20 protein-coding genes are annotated in these 26,389 nt (G+C 61.1%); 7 read left to right on the plus strand and 13 right to left on the minus strand.

The annotated features are described in order from the left end of the window. From L6D81_RS18505 to L6D81_RS18520, 4 genes are all read right to left on the minus strand, one after another. On the minus strand, positions 1-2,253 hold the full coding sequence (locus tag L6D81_RS18505) for a glycoside hydrolase (RefSeq protein WP_236181367.1): 2,253 nt from the start codon (positions 2,251-2,253) through the stop codon (positions 1-3). Positions 2,254-2,343: 90 nt separating this feature from the next. After that, on the minus strand, positions 2,344-5,409 hold the full coding sequence (locus tag L6D81_RS18510) for an efflux RND transporter permease subunit (RefSeq protein ID WP_236181368.1): 3,066 nt from the start codon (positions 5,407-5,409) through the stop codon (positions 2,344-2,346). After that, positions 5,406-6,470 carry an efflux RND transporter periplasmic adaptor subunit gene (locus L6D81_RS18515; RefSeq protein ID WP_236181369.1) on the minus strand — a complete coding sequence of 355 codons (1,065 nt, stop codon included), beginning with the start codon at positions 6,468-6,470 and terminating at the stop codon, positions 5,406-5,408. Before L6D81_RS18515 ends, L6D81_RS18510 begins: the two co-directional genes overlap by 4 nt. Next, on the minus strand, positions 6,467-7,570 hold the full coding sequence (locus tag L6D81_RS18520) for an efflux RND transporter periplasmic adaptor subunit (RefSeq protein ID WP_236181370.1): 1,104 nt from the start codon (positions 7,568-7,570) through the stop codon (positions 6,467-6,469). The genes L6D81_RS18515 and L6D81_RS18520 overlap by 4 nt, the downstream gene beginning before the upstream one ends. A 214-nt stretch (positions 7,571-7,784) precedes the next feature. Here L6D81_RS18520 and L6D81_RS18525 point away from each other — a divergent pair, with 214 nt between their 5' ends. Next, positions 7,785-8,945 (plus strand): AAA family ATPase, encoded by a 1,161-nt coding sequence (locus L6D81_RS18525; RefSeq protein ID WP_236181371.1) that lies wholly within the window; start codon positions 7,785-7,787, stop codon positions 8,943-8,945. Positions 8,946-9,339: 394 nt separating this feature from the next. On the opposite strand, the gene L6D81_RS18530 is transcribed toward L6D81_RS18525, so the two are convergent. From L6D81_RS18530 to L6D81_RS18555, 6 genes are all read right to left on the minus strand, one after another. Next, on the minus strand, positions 9,340-10,137 hold the full coding sequence (locus L6D81_RS18530) for a MetQ/NlpA family ABC transporter substrate-binding protein (RefSeq protein WP_236181372.1): 798 nt from the start codon (positions 10,135-10,137) through the stop codon (positions 9,340-9,342). Between the two features lie 166 nt (positions 10,138-10,303). Next, positions 10,304-11,236 carry a sigma 54-interacting transcriptional regulator gene (locus L6D81_RS18535; protein WP_236181373.1) on the minus strand — a complete coding sequence of 311 codons (933 nt, stop codon included), beginning with the start codon at positions 11,234-11,236 and terminating at the stop codon, positions 10,304-10,306. 57 nt (positions 11,237-11,293) lie between these two features. Next, a complete protein-coding gene (locus L6D81_RS18540; protein ID WP_236181374.1) occupies positions 11,294-11,875 on the minus strand; it encodes an alpha/beta hydrolase in 582 nt (193 codons plus the stop codon). Positions 11,876-12,042: 167 nt separating this feature from the next. Continuing rightward, positions 12,043-12,444 (minus strand): ExbD/TolR family protein, encoded by a 402-nt coding sequence (locus L6D81_RS18545; RefSeq protein WP_003220570.1) that lies wholly within the window; start codon positions 12,442-12,444, stop codon positions 12,043-12,045. 1 nt (position 12,445) lies between these two features. Beyond that, positions 12,446-13,171, minus strand: coding sequence for a MotA/TolQ/ExbB proton channel family protein (locus tag L6D81_RS18550; protein ID WP_236181375.1), 726 nt, complete (start codon positions 13,169-13,171; stop codon positions 12,446-12,448). A gap of 45 nt (positions 13,172-13,216) precedes the next feature. Further along, on the minus strand, positions 13,217-14,029 hold the full coding sequence (locus tag L6D81_RS18555; RefSeq protein ID WP_236181376.1) for an energy transducer TonB: 813 nt from the start codon (positions 14,027-14,029) through the stop codon (positions 13,217-13,219). An 833-nt stretch (positions 14,030-14,862) separates the two neighbouring features. Here L6D81_RS18555 and L6D81_RS18560 point away from each other — a divergent pair. Then, a complete protein-coding gene (locus tag L6D81_RS18560; protein WP_236181377.1) occupies positions 14,863-15,228 on the plus strand; it encodes a hypothetical protein in 366 nt (121 codons plus the stop codon). A gap of 16 nt (positions 15,229-15,244) precedes the next feature. Here L6D81_RS18560 and L6D81_RS18565 read toward each other — a convergent pair whose 3' ends face one another. Continuing rightward, positions 15,245-17,605, minus strand: coding sequence for a TonB-dependent receptor (locus L6D81_RS18565; RefSeq protein WP_236181378.1), 2,361 nt, complete (start codon positions 17,603-17,605; stop codon positions 15,245-15,247). 165 nt (positions 17,606-17,770) lie between these two features. Between L6D81_RS18565 and L6D81_RS18570 the strand changes: the two genes are divergently transcribed. Both L6D81_RS18570 and L6D81_RS18575 read left to right on the plus strand, forming a co-directional pair. Next, on the plus strand, positions 17,771-18,715 hold the full coding sequence (locus tag L6D81_RS18570) for a LysR family transcriptional regulator (protein ID WP_236181379.1): 945 nt from the start codon (positions 17,771-17,773) through the stop codon (positions 18,713-18,715). A gap of 190 nt (positions 18,716-18,905) precedes the next feature. Beyond that, the gene (locus L6D81_RS18575; protein WP_236181380.1) at positions 18,906-20,516 is read left to right on the plus strand and encodes an alkaline phosphatase family protein; all 1,611 of its coding nucleotides are present in this window, start codon (positions 18,906-18,908) and stop codon (positions 20,514-20,516) included. Positions 20,517-20,585: 69 nt separating this feature from the next. On the opposite strand, the gene L6D81_RS18580 is transcribed toward L6D81_RS18575, so the two are convergent. After that, the gene (locus L6D81_RS18580; RefSeq protein ID WP_236181381.1) at positions 20,586-21,506 is read right to left on the minus strand and encodes a TauD/TfdA dioxygenase family protein; all 921 of its coding nucleotides are present in this window, start codon (positions 21,504-21,506) and stop codon (positions 20,586-20,588) included. Between the two features lie 180 nt (positions 21,507-21,686). Between L6D81_RS18580 and L6D81_RS18585 the strand changes: the two genes are divergently transcribed. Continuing rightward, positions 21,687-22,607 (plus strand): LysR family transcriptional regulator, encoded by a 921-nt coding sequence (locus tag L6D81_RS18585; protein WP_236181382.1) that lies wholly within the window; start codon positions 21,687-21,689, stop codon positions 22,605-22,607. 39 nt (positions 22,608-22,646) lie between these two features. Here L6D81_RS18585 and L6D81_RS18590 read toward each other — a convergent pair whose 3' ends face one another. After that, entirely contained in the window at positions 22,647-23,660 is a 1,014-nt protein-coding gene (locus L6D81_RS18590; RefSeq protein WP_236181383.1) for an ABC transporter substrate-binding protein, read from the minus strand. Between the two features lie 310 nt (positions 23,661-23,970). Here L6D81_RS18590 and L6D81_RS18595 point away from each other — a divergent pair, with 310 nt between their 5' ends. Together L6D81_RS18595 and L6D81_RS18600 are read left to right on the plus strand one after the other, a co-directional pair. Continuing rightward, positions 23,971-25,569: an ABC transporter permease gene (locus tag L6D81_RS18595; protein WP_236181384.1), complete on the plus strand. Its 1,599-nt coding sequence runs from the start codon at positions 23,971-23,973 to the stop codon at positions 25,567-25,569. After that, a complete protein-coding gene (locus tag L6D81_RS18600) occupies positions 25,566-26,381 on the plus strand; it encodes an ABC transporter ATP-binding protein (protein ID WP_236181385.1) in 816 nt (271 codons plus the stop codon). The genes L6D81_RS18595 and L6D81_RS18600 overlap by 4 nt, the downstream gene beginning before the upstream one ends. Positions 26,382-26,389 lie beyond the last annotated feature (8 nt).

Genomic DNA, 26,389 nt, shown 5'->3' on the forward strand with positions numbered 1-26,389 from the left:
TCAGGGCTTCGCCTCAACCTGAAACCGGATCGGCGCACTTGCGGGTGAACGCACCGTGAGACTCCGTCCGGGCAGCGTCTGCCCCTGTACTTCACGCGCCTGCGTATCAAAGTTGGCCAGCAATCGCGTGCCGTCTTCAAAGGATGTCTGCTGAACCAGCCGGTCCGCGCTCAACCATTTGAAACCGGTGAGCGACTGGGTCGCCAGACGTTCATGCAAAGGCCGGAAGAACGCAGCCTGACGGGCAATCTGCGGCAATCGCTGCCCAAGCGTGTCAGCACTGAGGTGATACAGCGGCGCAACGTTGTAGAGCAACTGCGCGAGTTCGTTGTCCGCCCGTACATTGGTCAGTTTGAGACTATCGAACAGCCAATGGTGGGACGTGATGACCGAACCATGGAACACCGACTGATACAACGGCAAACGGTTGGCCGGATCAAAGTGAATACGCCGCAACGACTCTTTGACCGGCACAGGTTTGAAGAAAATCTCTGGCTGCTCCGGCGGATACCACTTGCCTGCAAAGTACCTGGATTCGGGGTTCCTGGTCATTTCGACGTCACCCCAACCGATCACCGGGGTCTGCATGCCATGGGCGAACAACACGCCTTGCGCGGTCGTTGCGTTGCCATCCTCCGAACCGGCGGGCAGTTTCAGCACTTCGTTGATCCAGCGTGACGCTCCGATATTGCCTTCGGCATTCTGGGCCTGGGTCATCGTTGCTCCGGGACGATAGCTGTCGAACAGCATGCCGGTGGCATAGGCATCGAGAAACCAACTGTTGAAACCGGCGGCCTCCCGAATGGCAACGACCCGTTGCTCGAGCAGCGGTCGCACACAACGGGGATCGGTGTAATGCCCCGATTGCTGGAAGCCGCTTTTCAGCGTTCCGTCGCTCTTCACGATTGCGCACTCGAGATTTGCCCTGTCCCCCAGATGTGCGGTGGTCCAGTCAGGATTCTCGCTACGACTCAGTGCCGTCTCATAGGAATCGTAAGGCGCGATCAGATAACCCGCCGCCACGCCTGCCCTGATCGTCTCGGGGTGCCAGAGTCCGCCCTCCCAACCCTCACCCAGTCCCAACCACAAACGGGACAGCCCGGCGCTCTGTAATTGCTTGATCGTATCCAGCGACAAGGTGCTGCCCCAGCGCTCGGGTTCGATCGTCAGCGCCTCACCGAGGTCGGCTGCCACTTGAGCTCTTACATCAGCGTAACCGCTGACCAGCGCCTGCATGTCCGGCACGGCCCGGGCCTGCCAGGTCTGGCGGGCCAAGGTATTCAGGGCGTGGTTGAGACCGCGCAAAAGCACTTTTTTCTGATAGCCGTCTAACTCCCTGCCGGTGGCAAGGATCTGCAACGCCTCACGATCCATTCCCGTTTTCAGCCCACTGGCCAGTGAGCCACCACCGCGCAAGGTGTCGAGCAACGCGGGCCAACTGCGCACATCTTTGGCCCCCAGCAGGTCATTGCCCCATAGGTACAGATGACTGGCGCCCAACAGCCGCTTCGCCTCAGGTGTTTTTTCGAGTTTGCTGTTCAAGGTTTCATGGCGACCGTTATCGATCAGCCACTGCCGGTAGCGTTTGGCGCCAGCCAAGGGGTCGGCCGCCCCGAGAAACAGGGTGAATGTCATTGGCGTCGACGGATCGAGCGGGGTGAAACGATGCCGGGCGGACAATGCCAGGGCCTTGCCCTCGTCACTGAACAGCAGCCGATTGTTGTACGGATTGGTCATCAGCCAATGCAGGCTGAATCCGTCATGTTCGACACCCCAGAGCGGCAAACTCAGATCCTGAGTGGTATTGAATGCCCCCTGACTCAACAGAAAGGCCTGCCACACCGGATCGCCACGCGGCACGTAGTGCCCCTCGGCCAGAGGCCAGATCAGCGCCTTGCCCATCGCGCTGGGGGACTGACGCAGAAATTCCAGCTCTGCGGGCTCACGCGCCGTGATCGAAAAGGACAGATCACGTTGATCGAGTGTGGCGCTGAGGGTCCAGGCTCCGTCATCCCACTGCCAGTCGATGCGGTTGTTGCGTTTGCTCAACTGACTGACTTTGTGCGGGGCAATCCCCGTCGATGCCTGCACCGTCTCACGGCCCGCAGGGGTGATATGGACAGCCAGCGTTGCCGGGTCGAGTTGCACGCGCCACTGTGGGTTTTCCAATAGCGTGTCGGCCCATGACAGGGACGACAGGCATAAACCCGCGATCAGCAGCGACGCACGCAGCCAGCAGATAACAATAGACATCGGACGTCCCCTCTCCCAAAGGAGAAGGGACGTTAACTGAATACGCCGACGCTGTAAGTCAGACCCTTCGCAAATATGTAACAAGCCTGCTTAATGTGCCGATGTCGAAGCGTCCTTCTTCGGCTCGCGAATCTTGTACCAGGCCACATACAGCGCCGGCAGGAAAAGCAGCGTCAGCAGGGTCGCAATCACGATCCCGCCGATCATCGCGTAGGCCATCGGCCCCCAGAACACTTCGCGGGCGATCGGGATCATGCCCATGCTCGCCGCCGCGGCCGTCAGCAGGATCGGACGACGCCGGTGCTCGGTGGCCTCCACCACCGCATCCCACGGCGCATAACCTTTGCGCTCGAACTCGTCGATCTGGGTCACAAGGATCACCGAGTTGCGGATGATGATGCCGATCAACGCCAGAATCCCGAGGATCGCCACGAAGCCCATCGGCGTTCCGGTCGGCACCAGCGCCAGCACCACACCGATCAACCCCAACGGCGCGACACTGGCCACCAGAAACAGCTTCTGCACACTGTGCAGCTGGATCATCAGGAAGGTCGCCATCAGGAACAGCATCAGCGGCAACACCTTGGCAATCGGCCCCTGCGCCTTGCCACTTTCCTCGACCGTACCGCCGGTGGCGACCTTGTAGCCCACGGGCAGTTTTTCGGCGAAGGCATCAATGGACGGCTTGAGGATTTTCACCAGATCGGTCGGTTGAATCTCGTCCCGCACCGACGCCTTGATGGTGATGGTCGGCAGGCGGTCACGACGCCACACCAGCGGCTGCTCCAGCTCATAACGAACCGTGGCGAAGGCCAGCAGTGGAATCGACGTGCCGTTGGGTGTGACGATCTGCAGGTTCTGCAGGGTTTCCGGCGTACCGCGTTCCGAACTCACCGCGCGACCGACCACGTTGATCAGGTAGATGTCGTCGTTGACCTGGGTCAGCGGCGCGCCACTGACGATGCTGTTCATCAGGTTCGCCACGTCTTCGGAGGACAGCCCGAGCTGGCGCGCCTTGTCCTGGGCAATGTCGATACGCAGGACTTTGCCCGGCTCGTTCCAGTCGTAAATGATCTCGCCGATGTGCGGATTCTTGTCCAGTTCAGTCGCCAGGTCGATGGCGTGTTTGCGCACCTGGTCGATGTCCTTGCCGCTGATCCGGTACTGGATCGGGCGCCCCACCGGCGGGCCCATTTCCAGCGCCTGGACGTAACTGCCGATGCCGACGAAGTCCTTGTGCAGACGTTCGCGCAGGCGCTGACTCAGGGCCTCGCGGGCTTCGAAGTCTTTGCTGACGATCACCAGTTGCGCGTAGTACGGGTTCTGCAATTGTTGGTCGAGTGGCAGGTAAAAACGGATCGCACCCTGACCGATATAGGTGCTCCAGCGCACGATGTCCGCATCGCCCTTGAGCGTGGCCTCGAGTTTGTCGACGGCCTTGCGGGTTTCGTCGATCGAGGCGTTTTGCGGCAGGTTGAGGTCAACCAGGATTTCCGGCCGATCCGAGGACGGGAAGAACTGATTCTGTACAAAGCGCATGCAGAACACCGCCAGCACAAACAGCAACACCGTGATGCCGATGGTCCACCAGCGATTGCGCATGCACCACAGCAAACCGCCGTTGAACGCCCGGCCAACGCGCCCCGGTTCGGCCTCATGGGATTTCACGTTGGTGCTCAGAATATGTACGCCAATCACCGGGGCGAAGAACACTGCCACAATCCACGACACGATCATCGCCACGGCAATCACCGCAAACAGCGTGTAGGTGTACTCGCCGGCAGAACTGGCGTTGAGGCCGATGGGGACGAAACCGGCGACCGTCACCAGGGTACCGGTGAGCATCGGGAACGCGGTCGAGGTGTAGGCGAACATCGCAGCCTCCTCCTTGCTCTCGCCCATTTCCAGGCGCGTGACCATCATCTCCACGGTGATCATCGCATCGTCCACCAGCAGGCCGAGGGCAATGATCAGAGCGCCGAGGGAAATCCGCTGCATGGTGATGCCGCTGTATTCCATGAACACGAACACCATCGCCAGCACCAGCGGGATCGAACACGCCACCACCAGCCCGGCGCGCACGCCGAGGCTGATGAAGCTGACCACCAGCACGATCACCACCGCTTCGAACAAGGCACTGGTGAATCCGCCGACAGCCTCCTCCACCACCACCGCCTGATCGGACACCGTGTGCACACCCACGCCAACCGGCAGATCCGCGGTCAGCTCATCGATGCGTTTGTGCAGGGCCTTGCCGAACTCCTGGACGTTGCCGCCCTTCTGCATGGCAATCGCCAGACCGATCGCCGGCTTGCCGTCAAAGCGAAATTCCGGTGTGGCCGGGTCGACGTAACCACGAGTGATGTCGGCCACGTCGGCCAGGCGATAGAAGCGGTCGTTGAGTTTGAGATTGACCTCGGCCAGGTCTTTCTCCGAAGCGAACTGCCCCGAAGTCCGCACGGAAATCCGCTCGGGCCCCGCCTCGATGACACCGGCCGGGGTCACGGCGTTCTGCGATTGCAGGCTCTGCACCACCTGGCGCTGATCGATGCCCAGCGCCGCCAGTTTGCGGGTGGAGAAGTTCAGGTAAATCACTTCGTCCTGCTGGCCGATCATTTCGATCTTGCCCAGTCCCGGCACATTGCGGATCTCGGCCCGCGCCTGTTCCACGTAATCGCGCAACTGGCGCATGGTCAGGCCGTCGGCGGTGAAGGCGTACACCGAGCCGAACACGTCACCGAATTCGTCGTTGAATCCCGGCCCCTGAATGCCTTGGGGAAACTGCCCGCGAATATCGTCGATCTTCTTGCGCACCTGGTACCAGATTTCCGGAATGTCCTTGGCGCTGGTGGTGTCGCGCAGGTACACGTACACCGTCGATTCGCCGGGGCGCGTGTAGCTTTTTACGTAGTCGAGGGAATCGAGTTCTTCGAGTTTTTTCTCGATGCGGTCGGTGACCTGCTTGAGGGTTTCCTCCTGGGTCGCGCCTGGCCATCTGGTCTGGATTACCATGGTCTTGATGGTGAACGACGGGTCCTCCTCGCGCCCCAGATTGAAGTAGGAAAACACCCCCATGAGCAATGCGACGAACATCAGATACCAGACGAAAGACTGATGCTTGAGGGCCCATTCGGAGAGATTGAAAGAGCCTTTCATTGACTGTCCTCGTCAAGTTTCACGGATTGTCCGGGTTTGAGACTGTTGACGCCGGCGCTGACCACGCGCTCGCCGTTCTTCACGCCCCCCGCGAGCACCACGCTGCTGGCGGTGCGGCTGATCACACTGACGTCGCGCGGGTTGACGGTTTTGCTTTGGGGGTCGATGACCCAGATCCGCTGTTTGCCGTCGACCTCCTGCAACGCCGTGGCTGGCAATTCGATACGCGGCTTGATCGCCGAACTCAGGGTGACGCTGATCGCGGTGCCGAGGCGGAAGCCGTCGGGCGTGTTGGCCAGGGTCAGCCGTGCACGCCGGGTGCGCGTCGCACTTTGTGCCTGCGGTTCGATCTCGCGCAGGGTGGCCGTGGTGTTGATGCTCGGGTCGAGCTGCCCGGCCACCAGAAACACCACGTCGGACGGGATCTCATCGACCAGGGTGTCCGGCAGATCGATCACCGCTTCCTTGATGTCCGGTTGCGCCAGGGTCACCACCTGCTGGCCCGCCGTCACCACTTGCCCGGCCTCGGCGTTCCACGCGGTGACCACCGCCTTGTGGTCAGAGCGCAGCTGGGTGTAATCGAGTTGATCCTTGCTCTGGTTGACCGCCGCGCGTGCCTGATCCAGCGAGGCCTGGGTGGTCTTCAGATCCGTCATGGCAATGTCCAGTTGTGCCTGCGCCCCGACGCCGCGATCGAACAGCGCCTGCTGACGGCGGGCATTGGCCTGGGCGTTGATCAGCTGTGCCTGAACCCTGGCCAGGTCGCCCTGGGCCGAACGCAACTGGTTCTGCTGATCGGTCGGATCGAGCGTAGCGAGCAGCGTGCCCTTCTGCACCTCGGTACCGACATCGACGTTGCGGCTGGCAATCCGCCCGCCGACACGAAAACCGGTGTTGCTTTCATAGCGCGCCTGAATGCTGCCGGCGAAACGCCCGAGGTTTTCCTCGCTCAACGCTTCGACCTTGACCGACAACACCGGCCGTACCGGCTCCGCCGGCGGCTCGCTTTTCGAGCAGGCGGCCAGCACCAGGCCAATGGATAACAGCCCCAGAGGCTTCATGGCTGTGCTCCCGGTTGCAAATCCTTGTAGGTGTTTTCGGCAATTTCGACCTTCATGCCCGGATGCAGCAACTGCCCTCCCGCGACAATGACTTTTTCCCCGCCCTTGAGGCCCTCGCTGATGATGACCTTGCCGATCAGGTAGCGGCTGACGGTGACGTTGTGCAACTGCGCTTCCCCTTTTTCGTCGACCATCCACACCGCCGGATCGCTGACGTTCTTGGTCAGCGCCGACCACGGCAATTCAACCGCCGATTTGCCGGTGCCCTTGGCGGTGGCGCTCACCACCGAGCCCAGTTGCATCCCCTGCGGCAGGCTGTCGAGGCTGACCTTGACCTGCACCGTGCCGGACTGCGCGGACACCGCCGGGGTGATTTCGCGCACGGTGCCGGTGGTCTTGATGGCGGGGTTGTCGAGCAGGCTGACGACAATCGAACGCTCCGCCGGCCGCTCGGCCAGCAGGGACTCGTAAACATTGAACACGGCGTCACGGTCGCCGTCCCGGGCCAGGCTGAAAATCGGTGCCGTGGCCTGAACCACCTGGCCGACTTCGGCCTGACGCTCGGTGATGACGCCGGGCGCATCGGCGATCAGCGCGGTATAGCTCAATTGATCCTTGGCGTTGGCCAACTGCGCCTGCGCTGCACTCAAGGCACTCTGGCTGCTGCGCAATGCAGCCTGCGCGGAATCGTATTCGCTCTGGCTGGTGTAGCCCTTGGGCAACAGTTTCTGCTGGCGGACGAACGCGGCGGCGCTCTGTTTGACCCGCGCCTGCTCGGCCACTACCTGAGCCTGGGCGGAATCAACGTTGGTCTGCAAATCCTTCGGATCGAGCTTGGCCAGCACTTGTTTGGCCGAGACGCGGTCACCGACATCGACCATGCGCTGGATGATCTTGCCACCGACCCGGAACGACAGTTCGGTCTGCACGCGGGCCTGCACATCGCCGGTGAGGGTCACGGCGGCGGCGTAATTGGCGGGGTTCACCTCCTGCACGAAGACCCGGGGCAGGTATTCCTCCGGGGCCTCTTTCTCGCCACACGCACTCAATAAAGCGAACAGACTGAGCATGACCACTGTTTTCAATCCGGGACTCGCCATGCAGACTCCTTCCTGTGTACGAACGTGCAAGTGACGATACGACTGTGAGCTTAGAACAGGGTTCCGAGTCTGTGTGCGCGAATCTTATACTCCCGGCGATCGTTCCCACGCGCTGCGTGGTAACGCCGCCACGGACGCTCTGCGTCTGCCTGTGACGCGCAGCGTCACGGGATGCATTCCCACGCAGAACGTGGGAACGATCAATGAGGATTCAATGCTCAAGACCCTCGCGATGGCCAATTACCGCTCGATCAATAAATTGGTAATCCCGCTGCGGCGGCTCAACCTGATCACCGGCCCCAACGGCAGCGGCAAGTCCAACCTGTACCGGGCGCTGCGGCTGCTGGCGGAAACCGCTCAGGGCGGCGTGGTCAATGCGCTGGCCCGAGAGGGCGGGCTCGACTCGACGTTCTGGGCCGGGCCGGAAACCATCAGCCGGCGCATGCGCAACGGCGAGGTGCCGATCCAGTCCACCGTGCGCCAGGGCGTCAAACGCCTGCGCCTGGGCTTTGCCGGGGAAGATTTCAGCTATTCGATCGCCCTGGGATTGCCGGAGCCGAGCCTCTCGTACTTTTCCCTCGACCCGGAAATCAAAAAGGAATGCATCTGGGCCGGGCCGCTCTATCGTCCGGCCAGTCTGCTGGTGGATCGCGACGGGCCGATGATCCGTACCCGCGACGGACGCAGCTGGGACGTGCTGGCCCAGCACACGCCGAACTTCGACAGCCTGTTCGATCAGGTCGGCAGCCTGCGCACCTCGCCGGAGGTGTTCCAGATGCGCGAGTTCATCCGCCGCTGGCGCTTCTACGATCACTTTCGCAGCGACGCCGACGCCCCGGTGCGCCAGCCGCAACTGGGCACGCGCACGCCGGTGCTGCATCACGATGGCCGCGATCTGGCGGCGGCGTTGCAGACCATCCGCGAGATCGGCGACCCCGAGGCGTTGCAGGCGGCGATCAGCGATGCCTTTCCCGGTGCACGACTGAACATCGCGCCGCTGGCGGGCGGACGCTTCGCCATCGAGTTCTTTCAGGAAGGGTTGTTGCGGCCGTTGTCGGCAGCGGAACTGTCGGATGGCACGTTGCGCTATCTGCTGCTGGTCGCCGCGCTGCTGACGCCACGCCCGCCGTCGCTGATGGTGCTGAACGAACCGGAAACCAGCCTGCACCCGGACCTGCTGCCGGCGCTGGCGCGGCTGATCATTCGAGTGTCGGAGCAGTGTCAGGTGTGGGTGGTGTCCCATGCCCGGCGCTTGATTTCGGCGTTGCAGGAAGACCCGGAATGCAATTGCATCGTGCTGGAAAAGACCCTCGGCCAGACCGGGATCGTCGGGCAGAGGGTGCTGGATGAGCCGGCGTGGAATTGGCCTGATTAGGCACCGACTTTGGAGGCATAAGGAAAAGAATTTAAATACCGTTAAAGCATATTGATATCACGCGAAAAACTATCCTGCGGGTTTGCCCCGACAGAATAAGAAGGCTATTTTTTCCTTTCGCTGTAGGAAGGATCTTTTTTTCATAAAAGGCCTCCAAGGACGAACAGCTTTTGGCCAGACTCCCCCGGCCGAACTCATAACAAGGAAGAGAACATGGACGTAAAAGTGCCGCAGCGACCGGACCCGCAGGATTTCGTGAAATGGCTGGTGGCCTTGCGCAGGGCGCTGAAAACCAGCGCTGCCTGAGTTATCCACACGCCAGAAAAAACGCCGATGACCATCGCTGGTCATCGGCGTTTTTTTCAACCTTGAAGGGGGGTGCTGCTGCGTCGGATCAGAACGCCGGCAATACCGCGCCGTTGTACTTCTTCTCGATGAACGCTTTGACTTCAGGGCTGGTCAGGGCAGCGGCCAGTTTCTTGATGGCGTCGCTGTCCTTGTTGTCTTCACGGGCGACCAGGAAGTTCACGTAAGGCGAATCCGCACCTTCGATCACCAGGGCGTCCTTGGTCGGGTTCAACTTGGCTTCCAGCGCGTAGTTGGTGTTGATCATGTCCAGGTCGACTTCTTTCAGAACACGCGGCAGCAGGGCCGACTCCAGTTCCTTGAACTTGAAGTTGTGCGGGTTCTTGGCGATGTCTTTCGGCGTGGCCAGGGCGTTCTTCGGATCTTTCAGTTCGATCAGGCCAGCCTTCTGCAGCAGGATCAGAGCGCGACCGCTGTTGCTGCCTTCGTTCGGAATGGCGATGGTAGCGCCGTCCGGCAGTTCAGCCAGGGTCTTGTACTTGCTCGAGTAGCCACCGAACGGTTCAACGTGCACGCCTTGCACGGTCACCAGGTACTTGGCCTTGTCATCCTTGTATTTGCCGGCGTTGAAGCTGTCCAGATAAGGCTTGGTCTGGAAGTAGTTGGCATCCAGACGCTTCTCGCCCACCTGTACGTTCGGCTGAACGTAGTCGGTGAAAACCTTGATTTCCAGATCCACGCCTTCTTTGGCGAGGGTCGGCTTGATCAGCTCGAGGATCTCGGCGTGTGGCACCGGCGTCGCGGCCACCACCAGTTTCTCGCCGGCCTGGGCCAGGGAAGCCGTCAGAGCAGCCGCCAATGCGGTAAACAACAGAACCTTTTTCATGCAGTGTCCTTATCGAAAATCACGGTCGTCATCGACGACGGCATTAATACGTGTGCCAGCGATGTGCTACTGCTGGCGTGAAGCGGACAATACCGGGATTTTTTATTCCCGGACAATAACGTTTATTCAGCTTCATATTCCATTTTGTTCATGTTGAACAAAAGGGTTACAACGCCTCGCTCAGGCTCAACAGCCATTCTTTCAATGCCTTACGTTCATCGGCAGTGCCGTTGAGGCTGATGCTCGCCACCTGACGTTCGATCTGAACCAGCGGCCCAGACACCTCGGGCAGGTTCAGGTGCTCCGGCAGGATTTCGTCGCCGGTGCTCACCAGCAACGCAAAATGAATGACGTTTTCCAGCTCCCGGGTGTTGCCCGGCCAGCTGTGCTGTTCCAGCATCTGCTGCGCCGCTTCGCTGATCAAAGGCACCGGCAGATCCAGACGCTGGCTGTAGATGCCGAGGAAGTACTCGGCCAACGACAGAATGTCGCCAACCCGCGCGCGCAATGCCGGCAGTTCCAGATGGCCTTCGCTGAGATAGTGATAAAGCCGCTCGTGGAATTTCCCCGCCGCCACCGCTTGCGCCAGATCGATGCTGGTCGCGGCGACCAGACGCACGTCCACGGGGCTTGGTTGATGAGCGCCGACGCGGGTCACTTCGTGGTTTTCCAGCGCGGAAAGCAACTTGATCTGGATCGGCAGCGGCAGGTCGCCGATCTCGTCCAGGTACAAGGTGCCGCCGTTGGCCGAGCCGAACCAGCCGGCGCGACTGCTGGCCGAGCCGCTGTAACTGCCGGCGGCATAACCGAACAATTCCGCGTCGGCGTAAGTCGGGCTGATCGCCCCGCAATTGACCGAGACAAACAAGCCGCTGCGATCACTGGCGCGATGAATGTGACGGGCGAGCAATTCCTTGCCGGTGCCGGTCTCGCCGCGAATCAACACCGAAATCGAGCGCGGTGCGAGTTGGGCCATTTCTTCGCGCAACTGGCGCGAGCGCGGATCAACGAACACCAGCGCCTTGGCGCGGATGCTCAGGGGACTTTTTTCCGCATCGGGAAAGGTCAGCAACGGCTGACCGAAGGTTTCAAGACTCATGGCAGACTCCCGCCCCAAATCGCCGGGAGACGGGGGCGTTGAAAAAAATAAATTGGGTCAGGCACGGCGCCGGGCGTGGTGTTCCATGCGGTTTTGCAGGCGATACAGATAAGCGAATCCCTGCTCCCAGCGTTGATGCCCGGACTTCACGTTGATATGGCCGGCGCCGGCGAGAATCCCCGCCTCGGCGCCCCAGTTGCGCGCCAGTTCCAGCGCACGCGGCGCACTGACGGCGGCGTCGTTGTCGGAGCTGACCACCTGGCTCGGGAACGGCAGCAGATCGCTCGGGATCGGTGCGAAATTGCGCAGTGCCGGCACGCACGCCGGACGCTCGACATCCGCTGGCGCCACCAGCAGCGCCCCGCGCACCTGACGCAAATGATGCAGTGGCGCGGTGGCCGCCCAGTGCGCCACGGTGATGCAGCCCAGGCTGTGCGCGATGAGGATCACCGGCGAGCTGTCGGCGGCAATCGCCTCGGCCAGCGCCGCGACCCAGTCTTCACGACGCGGCGTCAGCCAGTCGGCCTGCTCCACCCGCACGCTGTTGGGCAGGCTGTTCTGCCAGTGGGTTTGCCAATGATCTTCTGGCGATCCTTGCCAGCCCGGCACAATCAGATAGCGGATTGATTCGTTGCGCATGGGGAGCTCTCCTGCGTCGTGTCTGTTCCTGAACGAGTATAGGGACGGTATATATATTCGTTAAGGAATAAGAAGCTATTTATTAAGACCTTAAAAGAATATTAAGCCGCAAACAAAAAAGGGGCCGCACCCTGCCAAGGAGACGGCCCCGGAAAAACCTGAAACCCTTATCGTGCAGTGATCACCGACAGCTTGGTGATGCCTGCCCGCTCAATCGAAGCCATGGCTCGCGCCACTTCGCCGTAATTCACTCCGTCGTCCGCCTGCAATTGCACGCGCACTTCCGGGTCCTTGGCCTTGGCCGATTTGAGGTTGAACTCCAGCAGATCCGGCTGGATTTCGTCCTTGTTGATAAACAGTTTCCCCGCACCGTCGATGCTCACCACCAACGGGTCTTTCTGCTCGACCGGCGCCACCGCTTCGGTCTTCGGCAGGTTGATCGGTATTGCGTTGGTCAGCAGCGGCGCGGTGACGATGAACACCACCAGCAGCACCAGCATCACGTCCACCAGCGGCGTCACGTTGATCTCGCTCAGCACCTCGTCGCTGTCTTGCGTGGAGAAGGCCATATCAGGACGCCTCCTTCACTTTTATTGCGTTGCCCTGGGCCGCTGCCTTGTGCGCGGTCGGGTGAATCAGCACGCGGAACGCGCTCTTTTGCGCCAGGCTGTAGAAGTCGTGGGCAAAGTCCTCCAGGTCCGCCGCCGTCAGTTTCAGACGACGCAAAAAGTAGTTGTAAACCAGCACCGCCGGCACCGCGACCGCGATCCCCACACCGGTGGCGACCAGCGCCGCCCCGATCGGTCCTGCGACCGTTTCCAGGCTCGCCGAGCCCGCCGCGCTGATGCCTTTGAGCGCTTCCATGATTCCCCACACCGTGCCGAACAGGCCAATGAACGGCGAGGTGCTGCCAATACTCGCGACCACCGCCAGACCGGTTTCCAGCGAACGACGCTCGCGGACGATCTGCTGGCGCAAGGCACGTTCGAGGCGATCCTGATGGTTGATCGCCTGGCTCAGGTCATTGGCCTGCGGCGCCTCGCCCACTTGTATCGCCGCATAACCGGCCTGTGCCACCCGCGCGGCCGCGCCGGGCTGGGCTTCGCTCAACTCGGCGGCGGAGTCCAGACTCGACGCCGCCCAGAAGCGCTTGTGAAATTTGCGGTCCTGCGCCTTCAGCCGGCCGAACTGCAGCGCCTTGAGCAATGCCAGCCCCCAGGTGGCGACGGAGAAGACCACCAGCAGCCAGATCACCGCGCTTTCGATGGATTCCAGTGGAGATGCCAGTAACGTCATGATGTGTTCCCTCGTGTAAACATTTCGCGCGAATTTGGTTTCGGTTTAGTGAATCTTGAAATCGATGGGTACGCTGACCCAGCCGTCCCGGGCGACATCACCCTGCTTGGCCGGCACGAAGCTCCAGCGCTTCACGGCGTCCAGCGCCGCGTCGTCGAGCTGTTGCCGGCCACTGCTTTTCTGAATCTGGATCTCGCCCGGTTTGCCGTTGGCCAACACGTGCACCCGGAGCAACACCGTGCCTTCCCAACCGCGACGCTGGGCCAGCGACGGATATTCCGGCGCCGGGTTCTTCAGGTACGCGGCGTTGGCCGAGGCCGGCGTCACCGGCGCAGGCGCCGCCGGTGCAGGTGGCGCGGGCGCAGCGACCGGGGCGGCCGGTTGTGGCGGCGCCGGTGGTTGCTCGACCGCTTTGGGCGCCGGTTTCGGTACGGGTTTGGCCACCGGTTTCGGTTTGGCAATCGGCTTCGGTTTCGGTGGCGGCTTGGTGGCCAGTTCGTCTTCCACCGGCGGCGGTGGCTCGACCACAGGTGCCGGTGGCGGCGGGACAACCACAGGCGGCGCCGGGGGTGCCGGGCGCGAAAACTCAATGGTCATCGGTGGAATTTCCGGCGGCACGATCGGCAGCGCCGGCGTCGGATGCTGGTTGATCCAGTAGATCACCGCGCCGTGCACCACCAGCGCCAGAACGCCGAGCAGAATCGTTTCGCGGCGACTCAGAATGCCCTTGGGCGCACGCTGCAAACGCAGCTGCCCCAACGGCACGCGATGGGGCCGGCCGAGATCGACCAACTCGCCGCTCGGCGCCTGGCGCCACAGCACCTCCTGTGCGCTGGCGGCGGTCTGAACATTGCCCATTGATTGACTCCCTGCGGTCTCTTTGCGTTTTTTCGCTTAGCCGATTCGCCGTTTGTTGAATCCCCCACGGCGTGATCGATGGGGCAATCATTGGGCCCGCGGCTTATCTCCGAAAGTAATCTTTCATGTTATGGATAGACGTTTATGGAATACATGAACCGGTCATTTCCGCCGGAGCCACGGCCTGCAAGGCTTTCAGCGATTCGTCGAAATCGACATGCTTTCCCGGCATAAAAAGTATTCATCCAAGGCATCGGTTGATCGATGACCCGGGATTCAGTGACCACTCATAACGAGGTGATCGTTGACGGACTTTTTAAAAGGCAAATAAAAAGGCCGATGCATGTTTAATGCCCCGGCCGTCGATTGACGCAATTTCTTATTGCTTAAGAAACTCCCCACCCAAGTTTACAACTTCACCATCGAAGTTCACGCGGGAGCCGGTAGCCCGGAGTTTCGCGTAGTTGTGATCGGGCGAAAACAGCGTCCAGATCTGATAACCGCTATTTCCGTTCTGAGCCAGCACCGCGATTGTGATCGGGTTGTCGGTGCTGTTCTGGAAGTGGTAGTTCCCCAGCGGATGTCGTCACTCACGCCACCCTGGCTGAGGGTGCCGCTAAAGCGGCCATTGGAATCATTGCCGTCGGTGATAACCAGCTTGGCGCCAGAGTTGGCATTTACATAAGTGCCGTTAAGGCGCGACAACCCATCATCGGGTAACACATATAAAACAACGCCACACCTGTCAGGTTTGACAGGTGACAGGCCTTCGCTTTTGTCTCATAAACAAAAACGATGTTCCGGGTCTATCGATCTGTTCAAGGAGATTCGCCATGAAAACCAGACGCCTGATTTGCTTTTTACTTCTAATGCTTCCGGCCTGCATGCAGGTCGCACAAGCCGATACCACGGCGCTGACCGACGACCCGCTCAACGCCGTACCTATCGAAGGGCGCGTGACTCGCTCGGGGTCACAGCTTGCCCTTTCGGTATCGGTTCATAACAAAACCGCCGCCCCGATCAATGTCTTCCAGGGCGGCACAAAAAATCTCGTTCAACCCAAAGACTCCTGGACTTCGGATTACTCGAAAGGTGTCGTAACCCTGACGACCACCGGAAAGGATTCGAAAATCTTGTTCGTAATCGCCGAAGGACGAAGCTCCAAGTGCAAAAGCGAACTTTGTCTGACAGTGCAGTGACTTCCTGCGCAAGGCCTCAGAAGTCGTAGCGACCGGTGACGCCGAGGGTGCGCGGCGTACCGAGCAGGCCTTCATAGCCGCCGTTGCCGCCGGTCCACAGAGTCGTGTAGTAGGTTTTGTCGAAGGCGTTTTTCAGCCACAGCGAGACGTCCCACTGACCCTGATTGAAATCGCCGCGCAGGCCGGTGGAGAGATTGACCACTGCGTAGCTCGGGATCTGGCCGTAGTCGGAATCCTCGACCGTGCCCACTGCTTTGGAGCGGAATGCGTAGCTGCCGGTGACATAAGGTTGCAGGCCGTTATCCAGATTCCATTCGTACTTGCCGTTGGCGTTGCCGATCCATTTCGAGGCGCCGACCACCTGATGGCCGCTGAGGTCGCACGAGGCCGGAGCACCCGGTGCCTGGCTGACTTCCGGCGGGCACGGCGCGTCCTTGTAAGAGAGATAGCTGACGTCGTTGTACGAGCCGTTGAAGTTCAGCGTCAGGCCGCGCAGCGGAATCAAGGTGCTTTCGAACTCGACCCCGCGCGAGCGCACCGAGCCGGCGTTGGTCAGGTATTGCACACGGTTGACGTCGTCGTAGGCGTTGGTCTGGTAGGCGTTGACCTGAGTCCAGAACACGTTGGCGTTGAGCTGCAAGCGACGATCCCACAGCGTGCTCTTGAAGCCGAGTTCGGCGTTGTTGGCGCGCTCGGTGCCGATCAGTAGCGAGTCAGCTCCAGCAGTTGGTGCGGAACCCACCACAAGGTTGACCCCGCCCGATTTTTCGCCGTGAGACAGCGTGGCGTAGCCGAGCAGATCATCGGTGAAGCGATAGCTGAGGTTGAGCAATCCGGACGGGCTGGAGCTGTACTGGTTCAAATCGCCGGAATCGTAGGCGCCGGTCCGGCCGCGTCGCGCGGTGGCTGCGGCACCCGTGACAGCGGCGCCACCGACCGGCGCATCACGATTGACCCAGGCGTTCTTCTCTTCGTAGGTGCCACGCACCCCGGCGGTGAAATCCAGACGCGGGGTCAGGTGCCAGGTGCCTTGGGCGAACAACGCGAAACTGTCGGTCTTGATATGGCCACGTCCGACGCTGTTGACGTTGGCCAGCGCACCCCGTGGCGTGCCGTTCCAGATGTCCGCCTGCGGGCCGTAATAGGCGAAGGATTTGTTGTCCAGATCCGAGCCGAAGTAATAAGCGCCGAGGACGTAATCGAAGAACTCGCCCTTGGGCGACGCGAGGCGAAATTCCTGGGAGTACTGCTTGTCTTCCACCGACACCCCGGCGTTGTAGGTCGCCGGCACATTGAGGCCATCGTCGTTGCGCGGGGTGAAATTCCAGAAGCGGTAGGAACTGACCGAGGTCAGGGTGAAGTCGCTCGGCAGGGTCCAGTTGGCCTCCACCGATGTGCCGCCCTGATGCACGGTGACATGCTGGTCGTTGTCCAGATTGACCTTGCGATGCGAGCCGTTGACCAGCGTCGCGCCGGCAGCGGCGGCGCGGGCCGAGTAGAGATTGACGCCATTGATGGTCGGCCCGGTGTTGTACAGCACGCGGGTGCCGGCGCTGGAATCCTCTTCGTTGTAGTCACCGATCCAGCGCAGGTTGAAATTCTCGTTGGGCTTGAACAGCAGTTGCGCCCGGAAGCCGTCGCGGGAACCGCCGTTCAGGTCATGGCCGTTGAATTCGTTCTTGATGTCGCCGTCGCTGCGGGTGCGATAGGCAGAGATGCGTCCGGCCAACTGATCGTTGAGCGGCCCGGAAAGCGTGCCCTTGGTCTGGAAGTAACCGTCCTCGCCGACCGACGTCTCGATGCTGCGCTCCGGGGTGAAACTCGGGGCGCGGGTGCCGATGTTGATCACCCCGGCGGTGGTGTTCTTGCCGAACAACGTCCCCTGCGGCCCGCGCAGGACTTCGAGTTGTTCGATGTCCATCAGGTCGAACACCGCCATCCCCGGACGGCCCAGATACACGTTGTCGATGTACAACCCGACGCTGCCTTCCAGACCGTCACTGGCCGGGTTGTTGCCCAGGCCCCGGATCGACACGCTGGACTGGCGCGCATGCATGTAGGCGACGTTGACGCTGGGCACCAGTTGCTGCAGATCCTGAATCCGGTAGACCCGTTGCGTCTCCAGAGTCTGGCCGCTGACCACACTCATTGGCGTCGGCACGTCCTGAGAACTTTCTTCGCGACGGCGGGTGGTGACGGTCACGGTTTCCAGTTGCGAAGTGGCGTTCGCGGTCTTGCCTGCCGGTGCCGGCGCGGGAGTTTCTGCCTCAGCGGCGTAGCCGTGGGTCCAACTGGCACTCCCCGCCAGCAACAGGGCCAGAGGCAGGCGTTTGAGCCGTCGTGGCGGCGGCGGTGAAGCGAGGTTCAACGGACTCATGGGACTGCTCCTGGTCAAAAAACACGCAGACATCTTCCGTGCCGCATATTCTTTTAAGTTATTTATTTATGTTTTTACAAAGATTTACTGCATAAGAGATTGCCTTTATAAGGAGTCGACCTAATGCATATCCAATGCATTTCCCGGATATTTTTTATGTGAAAAATGCATATCGACTTGCGCCAACTCAGACACTTCATCGCCCTTGCCGAACAACGCAGCTTCGTCGCCGGTGCGCAGGCGGTGAATCTGTCGCAGTCGGCGTTCAGCCGTAGCATTCAGGCGCTGGAGCACAGCGTCGGTTGCCAGTTGGTGGATCGCGGGCGCAAGGAGTTACCACCGACCAAACAGGGCCATGTGCTGCTTGAACACGCGCGGCGACTGGTCAGCGGCGCGCAACAGATGGCCAACGAGATCAGCCAGTTCAACGGGCTGGAGACGGGGGAATTACGCTTTGGTTGCGGCCCTGCGCCGGCGGCGGGATTAATCCCGCGAGCCATTGGCAGCTTCATCGGCCGATACCCGAAAGCGCGGGTGCATTACCAGGTTGATGACTGGCAGAGCCTGAGCAAAAGACTGCTGAGCGAGGAGTTCGAATTCTTCGTCGCCGACACTCGGCACTTCGAGGCGGATCCGGATTATCTGACCCACCGCTTGCGGCCACGCAAATGGCATTTCTGCTGCCGCGCCGGGCATCCGCTGGGCGCTTTCGAGCGAGTCACGGCAGAGCAACTGATGAGTTATCCACTGGCCGTGAGCATTCGCCCGCCAAACCTGCGCAAGGTCATCGTCGACCTCAGTGGCCGGCCGGATTTCGTCCCGAACGTAGAGTGCGAGAACAGCGCCAGCCTGCTCGGCGTGGTGCTGCGCTCCGATGCGATCGGCATCGTCGGCGCCTATTCGGATGCGCTGCACCAGGCCCGGGGTGAACTGGTGCGCTTGAAGGTCGAAGGGTTGGCGGATGATCTCGAGGAGCTCTACACCCGTTACGGCATTGTCAGCCGCGCCGGGTATCGGTTGTCGCCATTGGCCGAGGCGATGATCGAGCAGATCAAGGCGATTGATGCCGTGGAAGAAGAGGTGTGTTCGCTGGCGAACCTCGCCGTCTGACACACCGCCTTCGCGAGCGAGCGCGCTCCCACAGGAGTACGCGTTCCAAATGTGAGAGCGGGCTTGCTCGCGAAGGCGTCGCCACGGCCAACGATGCATTCGCTGCATATAACCCATTCCCCGAATGCACTTGCCGAACACCCTCGCCGAAAGCGAAAAACCTCGCCTGTCTTTCTGACTGGTGAACCCCATGCCCACCCCGCAAAACCCTGTGCGCAACGTGCTGTACATCATGTGCGATCAACTGCGCCGCGATTACCTGTCCTGCTACGGCCACCCGCACCTGCACACCCCGAACATCGATCGCCTGGCCGCCGCCGGCGTGCGCTTCAGCCGCGCCTACACCCAGGGCACGATCTGCGGACCGTCGCGGATGTCGGCCTACACCGGGCGTTATGTCAGCAGCCATCAGGTGGCGTGGAATGCCGTACCGCTGCCGCTGGAAGAACTGACCATCGGCGATTACCTGCGCCCTCACGGCATTCGTACCGCGCTGGTCGGCAAGACCCACGCCACGGCCAACGTGGATGCCTTGCAGCGGTTGGCGATCAACCCTGAAAGCGCCCACGCCGAAGTGCTCAATGAAGTCGGCTTCGAGCCGTACTTGCGTCACGACGGCATCTTCCCCGACGACCCGCTGTTCGATGACAAACGCGAATCCGCGCCCTACACCCACTACCTGCGCGAGCAGGGTTTCGAAGGGCGTAACCCCTGGCACGACTGGGCCAACGCGGCCGAAGGCGACAACGGCGAAATCCTCAGCGGCTGGAAAATGCGCAATGCCCATTTGCCGGCGCGAATTCCCGAGCAACATTCAGAGACTGTCTACACTACAAATCGAGCCATCGACTTCATCGGTGAGCAAGGTGAAAAACCGTGGTTTTTACACCTGTCCTACATCAAACCCCACTGGCCCTACATCGTACCGGCGCCGTACCACACTTTGTACAGTACGAAATCGATTCTCGAACCGGTACGTAATGCCTCTCCAAGCGACCACCCGGTCTATCAGGCCTTTCGCCAGCATGAGGAAAGCCTGAATTTCTCCAAAGATCCGGTACGACTGAACGTGATCCCGACGTACATGGGCCTGGTCAAACAGGTCGATGATCAGTTGGGCCGGCTGTTCGATTTCCTGCAAAGCAACGGACGCTGGGAGGACACGCTGATCGTGTTTACCAGCGATCACGGCGATTTTCTGGGCGATCACTGGCTGGGCGAGAAGGAGTTTTTGCTGGAGCAGGCGGTGGGGGTTCCATTGATCGTGCGCGACCCGCGTGCGGCGGCGGATGTCACACGGGGCACCGTGGATGAACGTCTGGCGGAAACCATCGATGGCGTGCCGACCTTTCTCGAAGCACTGGGCGTGACCGGCGCCGAGCATCGGCTTGAAGGTCGCTCGCTGATTCCGTTGCTGCACGGTGAAACTGCGGACTGGCGCCGCTATGCAATCAGTGAATACGACTACGCCTTCCAGGCCCCGGCACGTGAGCGTCTCGGCCAGCCGATCGACCGTTGCCGGATGACGATGGTGCGCAGCGAGCGCTGGAAATACCTGGCATACGACGGCTTCCGGCCGCAGCTTTTCGATCTGTTGAATGATCCGCAGGAGCTGCAGGATCTGGGCGCAGACCCGGCGTATGCGGCGGTGCGCGAAGAGCATGCGGGGTATCTGTTCGAGTGGCTGCGCGGGTTGAAGCGGCGCACGACCATCAGCCATCAGGAGATTGATGTGCGTGGGCAGCGGTTTCGTTATGGGGAGCCGGAGACCGAGAAAATCGTTCAGATTGGCGTTTGGTGATCGAGGCTGCTGTTGATCGTTCCCACGCTCTGCGAGGGAACGATCAGCGAAGCCAGCGGTGAGGCCCGATCAGACGCCGACGATTTCAGCGCCTTTGATGGTCTGACTACGCTGCCCATTCGCCCCGACCGGCACTTCCCCTCTGAGCGTCACCCGACGCACCACCCGATCCTGAGTGCCGTAGTCATCAATCGCATAATGCTGCGTCGAACGGTTATCCCAGATCGCCACATCACCGGCCTTCCAGCGCCAGCGCACGACGTTCTCCTGGCGAATCACATGGCTCTGCAACAAGCCGAACAGGTGCGCCGAATCAGCCTGGGAATAACCCTTGATGCGCTTGACGAAATGCCCCAGCAGCAAGCTCTTTTCGCCGCTGATCGGGTGTACCCGGACCACCGGGTGCTCGGTCTCGTAGACGGTCGAGGTGAAAATCTTGCGATAGCGCTCAAGCTTCTCCGCCGATACGTCCGGCTTCACGGCGGCGTAGTCGTATTCGTTGCTGTGGACGGCCACCAGTTTGTCCGCCAGTTCGCGCAGCTCGGTCGGCAGTTCGTTGTACGCCGTCGCGGTGTTCGCCCACAGCGTATCGCCACCGAACGCCGGGGCCACCACCGAACGCAGGATCGAGGCCTTCGGGTAGGCATCGACGAAGGTGACGTCGGTGTGCCAGGAGTTGGCGCGCTGCCCTTCGGCGCCGTCCAGTTCCAGCAGATAACGAGTGCCCTCGCGGGACGGCACGGTCGGGTGCGCCACCGGCTCGCCGAGCAGATGCGCAAAGGCTTCCTGACGCTGATCGTCGAGCTGGGTCTGCTCGCGAAAGAACACCACCTTGTACAGGATCAGCGCCTGTTGAATGGCTTCAACCGTCGCGGCATCCAGCTCACCGGACAGCTGCACGCCACGGATTTCGGCGCCGATACGACCGGCCACCGGATGAATGTCCAGCGCGTGGACAGCGGGTTTTACAGCGAGTGCGGCATTGCTCATGGGTAGACCCTCATCGACTGCTTGCGGTTGGACGGCAGCGAAACAACGCTCTATCTATATTCCATTTACATCTAATAGATATCTACATGCTTCGTTGACGGAATAAGAGCTTGCATTTAAAACCTCAAGCAACCTCGTCGCAAATGCCTTCGAGCTATTTTTAGGATGCCGGAAAAGCATATGGATCTTCGCCAGTTGCGCTACTTCATCGCCCTCAACGAACACCGCAGTTTTGTCCGCGCGGCCGACGCCATGGGCATCACTCAACCGGCGTTCAGCCGCAGCATTCAAGGGCTGGAGCAGGAGTTCGGCTGCGTGCTGGTGGATCGCGGCAACAAGGATCTGCGCCCCACTCCCGAGGGCCAGGTGGTGCTGCAACACGCCCTGACGCTGGTGCAGGGCGCGGCATTGCTCAGCGCCGAAGTGACGCAGATGACCAAGCTCGATGCCGGCGAACTGCACTTCGGTTGCGGCCCGGCGCCGGCGGTGAAACTGGTGCCGGACGCGGTGGCGCAATTCATCAATGCGCACCCGAAAGTGCGCACCTGCTTTCAGGTGGATAACTGGGAAAAGCTCAGCCGCGCCCTGAGCCGCGAGGAGATCGAATTCTTTATCGCCGACATTCGCCATTTCGAATCCGACCCGAATTTCCAGACCCAGCCGCTGACGCCCAAACGCGGGGTGTTTTTCTGTCGGCCGGGGCATCCGCTGCTGGCCAAGGAAAGCTTGTCGACCAACGACATGTTCGACTACCCGCTGGCGACCACGCTGATCCCGCCAGGCATTCGCAAACTGCTGGCGAATCTCAGCGGACGGATCGATTTCTCACCGACCATCGAGACCGAGCATTTTCCGGCGCTGGTGAAAGTGGTGCTGCAATCCAACGCAATCGGCGTGGGCACCGAAGAGGCGTTTGTCGAAGATATCGCCCAGGGCTCGCTGGCACCGCTGCACTGGCGCAATCTGCCGCAGAACCTGGAAAGCATGAATGCGCGGTGCGGGATTGTGAGTCGCACGGGATTCCGGCTGTCACCGGCGGCGCGGGCGATGATCGAGACGCTGGTGGCGGTGGATAAACAGCAGATCGGCGTCGCGGTTTGAGGGTCATTCCCACGCTCGGCGCGGGAATGACCGCATGACTCAGAGCTTCGCAGCCGCCAGCTCAGGCGCCACCCACTCGTTCACCTTGAACGGCTTGCGAATCAGCTTCTGCTGCGCCGCCAGATCGACCTTGCCCTGCAGGTTCTGAAGGAACAGCGGATCCAGTGTCGACGGGAATACTTCACTCAGGTTCTGATCCTTCAGATCCTGGGTGAGGATCACCGATGGATAGCTCGCCAGCCCCGACACAAGCTGCACATAGGCGTCCTTGTTGCTGTCCTGCGTCAACCACTCCACCGCCTGCTGCTGCGCCTTGAGCAGTTTCGCCACGGCTTGCGGATGCCCGTCGACAAACTTGCCGGTGCCCACCAGCACCGACTGCACACTGCCGGCGCCGCCTAGGTCTTTGGTGTTAAGCGGCAACTCGGCCAGGCCTTTGGCCTGCAACGCGGTCAGCCCGGAGCTGCCCCATGACGCATCAATCTGCTTCGCCGCCAGCGCAGCAACTGCTGCGTTGAAATCGAGGTTGATGACTTTCACATCCTTCTCGCTCAAGCCCACGCTGGCCAGCGCCGCATCGAACGACAATTGGGTAGCAGTGCCGCGGAAGATCGCCACGCGCTTGCCCTTGAGATCCTGCAACGTCTTGATCCCCGAACCCGGCACCACGCCCAGGTATTGCTTTACACCGCGGGCACTGGCGCTGAGCAGGCGCGTATCCAGTCCGTTGGATTTGCCGATGATGGCCGCCAGATCTCCGAGATAGGCCAGGTCAACCTGGCCGTTGGCGAACGCTTCGTTGATCACAGGTCCAGCGCCCTTGAAGAAACTCCACTGAATCTTGATGCCCTGATCGGCGAAGGCTTTTTCGAAGATCTGTTGATCGCGCAACACGTCCACGATGCCCCCGCCGCTGTGCTGGGTACCGGCGCTCAGATCAGGCACGGCAATCCTGATTTCCTTGAGCTCGTCGGCCTGGGCAGAAAACGCCAGCAGCCCCGCCAGCGCCGGCACGGCAAACAGACTGATGACACGTTTGAAAGGAATGTTCATGGGTACGGCTCCTGATTACGACGGGCATTGAGGAGCCGAAAGTAGGCACATTCCGCATTAGCGTTTAAATACTTAAAAAGCACATTTTTATAGCTTTTAACGCTAAGCCATAGTCCGAAGGACCTGTAGATCGATATGCATGCAGAGCATCAAAAATATTCTCCGAATGCATTGGATGCGCATGGGCTGGAGGCCTTAAATGGTCTGGCTTATCTCCCAATAGCATTGAATTGAAGTTTTATATATCTAATTTGCATACCGCACTTCCATGAAGGCAGGCCTGCCTGCAACCCGACAACGGAGGTCACCCATGGCCCGACAATCCCTGCTCAGCCTGCCGCTGCCCGCACCACCGCTGAAAGCACGGCGCTCATGGCCAAGCCTTGGCCAGCGCCTGCTGCCGTGGCTGTTGCCCCTCACCCTGTTCGCCCTGTGGTGGCTGGCGGCGCGCAATCAATGGATGAGCGAACAGATCCTGCCGGCGCCGTCACTGGTGTGGAACAGCGCGATCGAGTTGTCTCAGGGCGAGTTATGGAGTCACTTGTGGATCAGCCTGCAACGGTTGTTCTGGGGACTGCTGGCAGGCGTTACCGCCGGCGCGGTGCTCGGTGCGGCGCTGGGCTTCAGCCGTCGCCTTGAACGCTTGATCTTCCCGACCTTCGCCGGCCTGGCCCAGGTGCCGACGCTGGCGTGGATTCCGCTGTTCATGGTGTTTTTCGGCATCGGCGAAACGCTGAAACTGGTGGTGCTGATCAAGGCCATCGTGGTGCCGGTGACCCTGCACACGCTGGTCGGCGTGCGCGATGCGCAACCGAAACTGCGTGAAGCCGCCGCCGTGTTGCGCCTGCCGCCACGCCTGTTGATCCGCCGACTGGTACTGCCCGCCGCCCTGCCGGCGTTCATGGCCGGCGTGCGTCTGGCACTCGCCGCTGGCTGGACTTCATTGCTCGCGGTGGAGCTGCTGGCCTCCAGCGAAGGCATCGGTTACCTGATGGTCTGGGCGCGTCAGCTGTTCATGCTCGACATCGTCTTCGTGTGCATCGTCGTAATCGGCCTGATCGGCGTGGCGATGGATCGCGGCATCGGTCTGCTGGACAGGAAACTGGTGCACTGGCCGCACCCGGCCACGGCGGAAATTCGTCGCGGCCCGCGCTACGAAGGCTGGCAGCGCGTACAGCCGTGGCTGCTGCCACTGGCGCTGTTTGCCCTGTGGCAACTGGCGGTCGACCAGCAATGGATCGATGCCAACATTCTGGTCAGCCCGTGGGTGGTGCTTGAGGCGACGAAAAACGGATTGCTCGACGGCACGTTGATTTCGGGCATGGCCCTGAGCCTGGGCCGCACCCTCGGCGGCCTGTTGATTGGCGGCGGCCTCGGCCTCGTGCTGGGTTTGCTGCTGGGTCTGTCGCGCACCAGCGAACGCGTACTCGGCCCGACCCTCGCCGCCCTGCGCCAGATTGCGATTTTCGCCTGGGTGCCGCTGCTCACCGCCTGGTTCGGCCTGGGCGAACTGGCCAAGTGGGTGTTCGTCGCCCTCGCCGCGTTCTTTCCATTGTTTGTCGCGACTCAACGCAGCGTCGCCAACCTCTCACCACAGCTCAACGAAGCCGCGAAGGTCCTGCGGCTGAGCCTCGGCCAGCGCCTGCGTCGATTGGTGTTGCCGGGCGCTGCACCGGGGATTTTCGCCGGCCTGCGTCTGAGCCTGATCTACGCCTGGCTCGGCACCATCGGCGCCGAATATTTCATGCCGTCCAACGGCGGCATCGGCAGCCAGATGATCGGCGCCCAACAACTGCTGCGCATGGACCTGATCATGGCCGGGATGCTGCTGGTCGGCCTCACCGGCGCCCTGCTCAACCTCATTGGCCAACGCCTTGAAATCCGCGCCACCCGCTGGAGACACGCATGAACGCACCGATTGTCAGCTTCAACCATGTAGGCAAATCCTTCGACGTCGACGGCTTCGAACTGGAGGCGATTCGCGAATTCAACCTCGACATCGCCGAGGGCGAGTTTGTCGCCATCGTCGGCTCCAGCGGCTGCGGCAAATCCACCTTGCTGCGTTTGCTGGTAGGCCTCGACACGCAATTTCGCGGGCAGATCAGCGTCGATGGCAAAGCCGTCAGCGGCATCGGCGGCGAGCGTGGCATCGTGTTTCAGGAACATCGTTTGTTCCCGTGGCTGACGGTGGCCGACAACATCGGTCTGGGCCTGGTCAACGAGCCGCTGAGTGCCGCTGAAAAGCAGCAACGCACCAACGACTTCATCGAACTGGTAGGCCTGCGCGACTTCACCCGCGCCTACCCGCATCAACTCTCCGGCGGCATGGCCCAGCGCGTGGCGATTGCTCGCGGACTGGTAGCAAGCCCACGGATCCTGCTGCTCGACGAACCCTTTGGCGCCCTCGATGCCCTGACCCGCCAGCAGATGCAGGACGAACTGCTGGCGATTCGCGAACGGGCGAAAATCACCACGATTCTGGTCACCCACGATGTCGAGGAAGCGATTTTCCTCGCCGACCGCGTGGTGGTGATGGAACCGCGCCCCGGCCGGATCAAACAGGTGGTGGACATCGCCCTGCCCCATCCGCGCCAACGCAGCAGTTTCGACTTCCATCAGTTGCGCGAAGAACTGCTGCACGAACTGACCCATGACGACCATTACCAACCGAGCGCACCGGTGCAGATCCGCGATCTGCCGCTGTCGTTCATTGCCTGCTGAACAGGAGC

The organism is Pseudomonas sputi, assembly GCF_021603585.1.
Taxonomy (GTDB): Bacteria; Pseudomonadota; Gammaproteobacteria; order Pseudomonadales; family Pseudomonadaceae; genus Aquipseudomonas; species Aquipseudomonas sputi.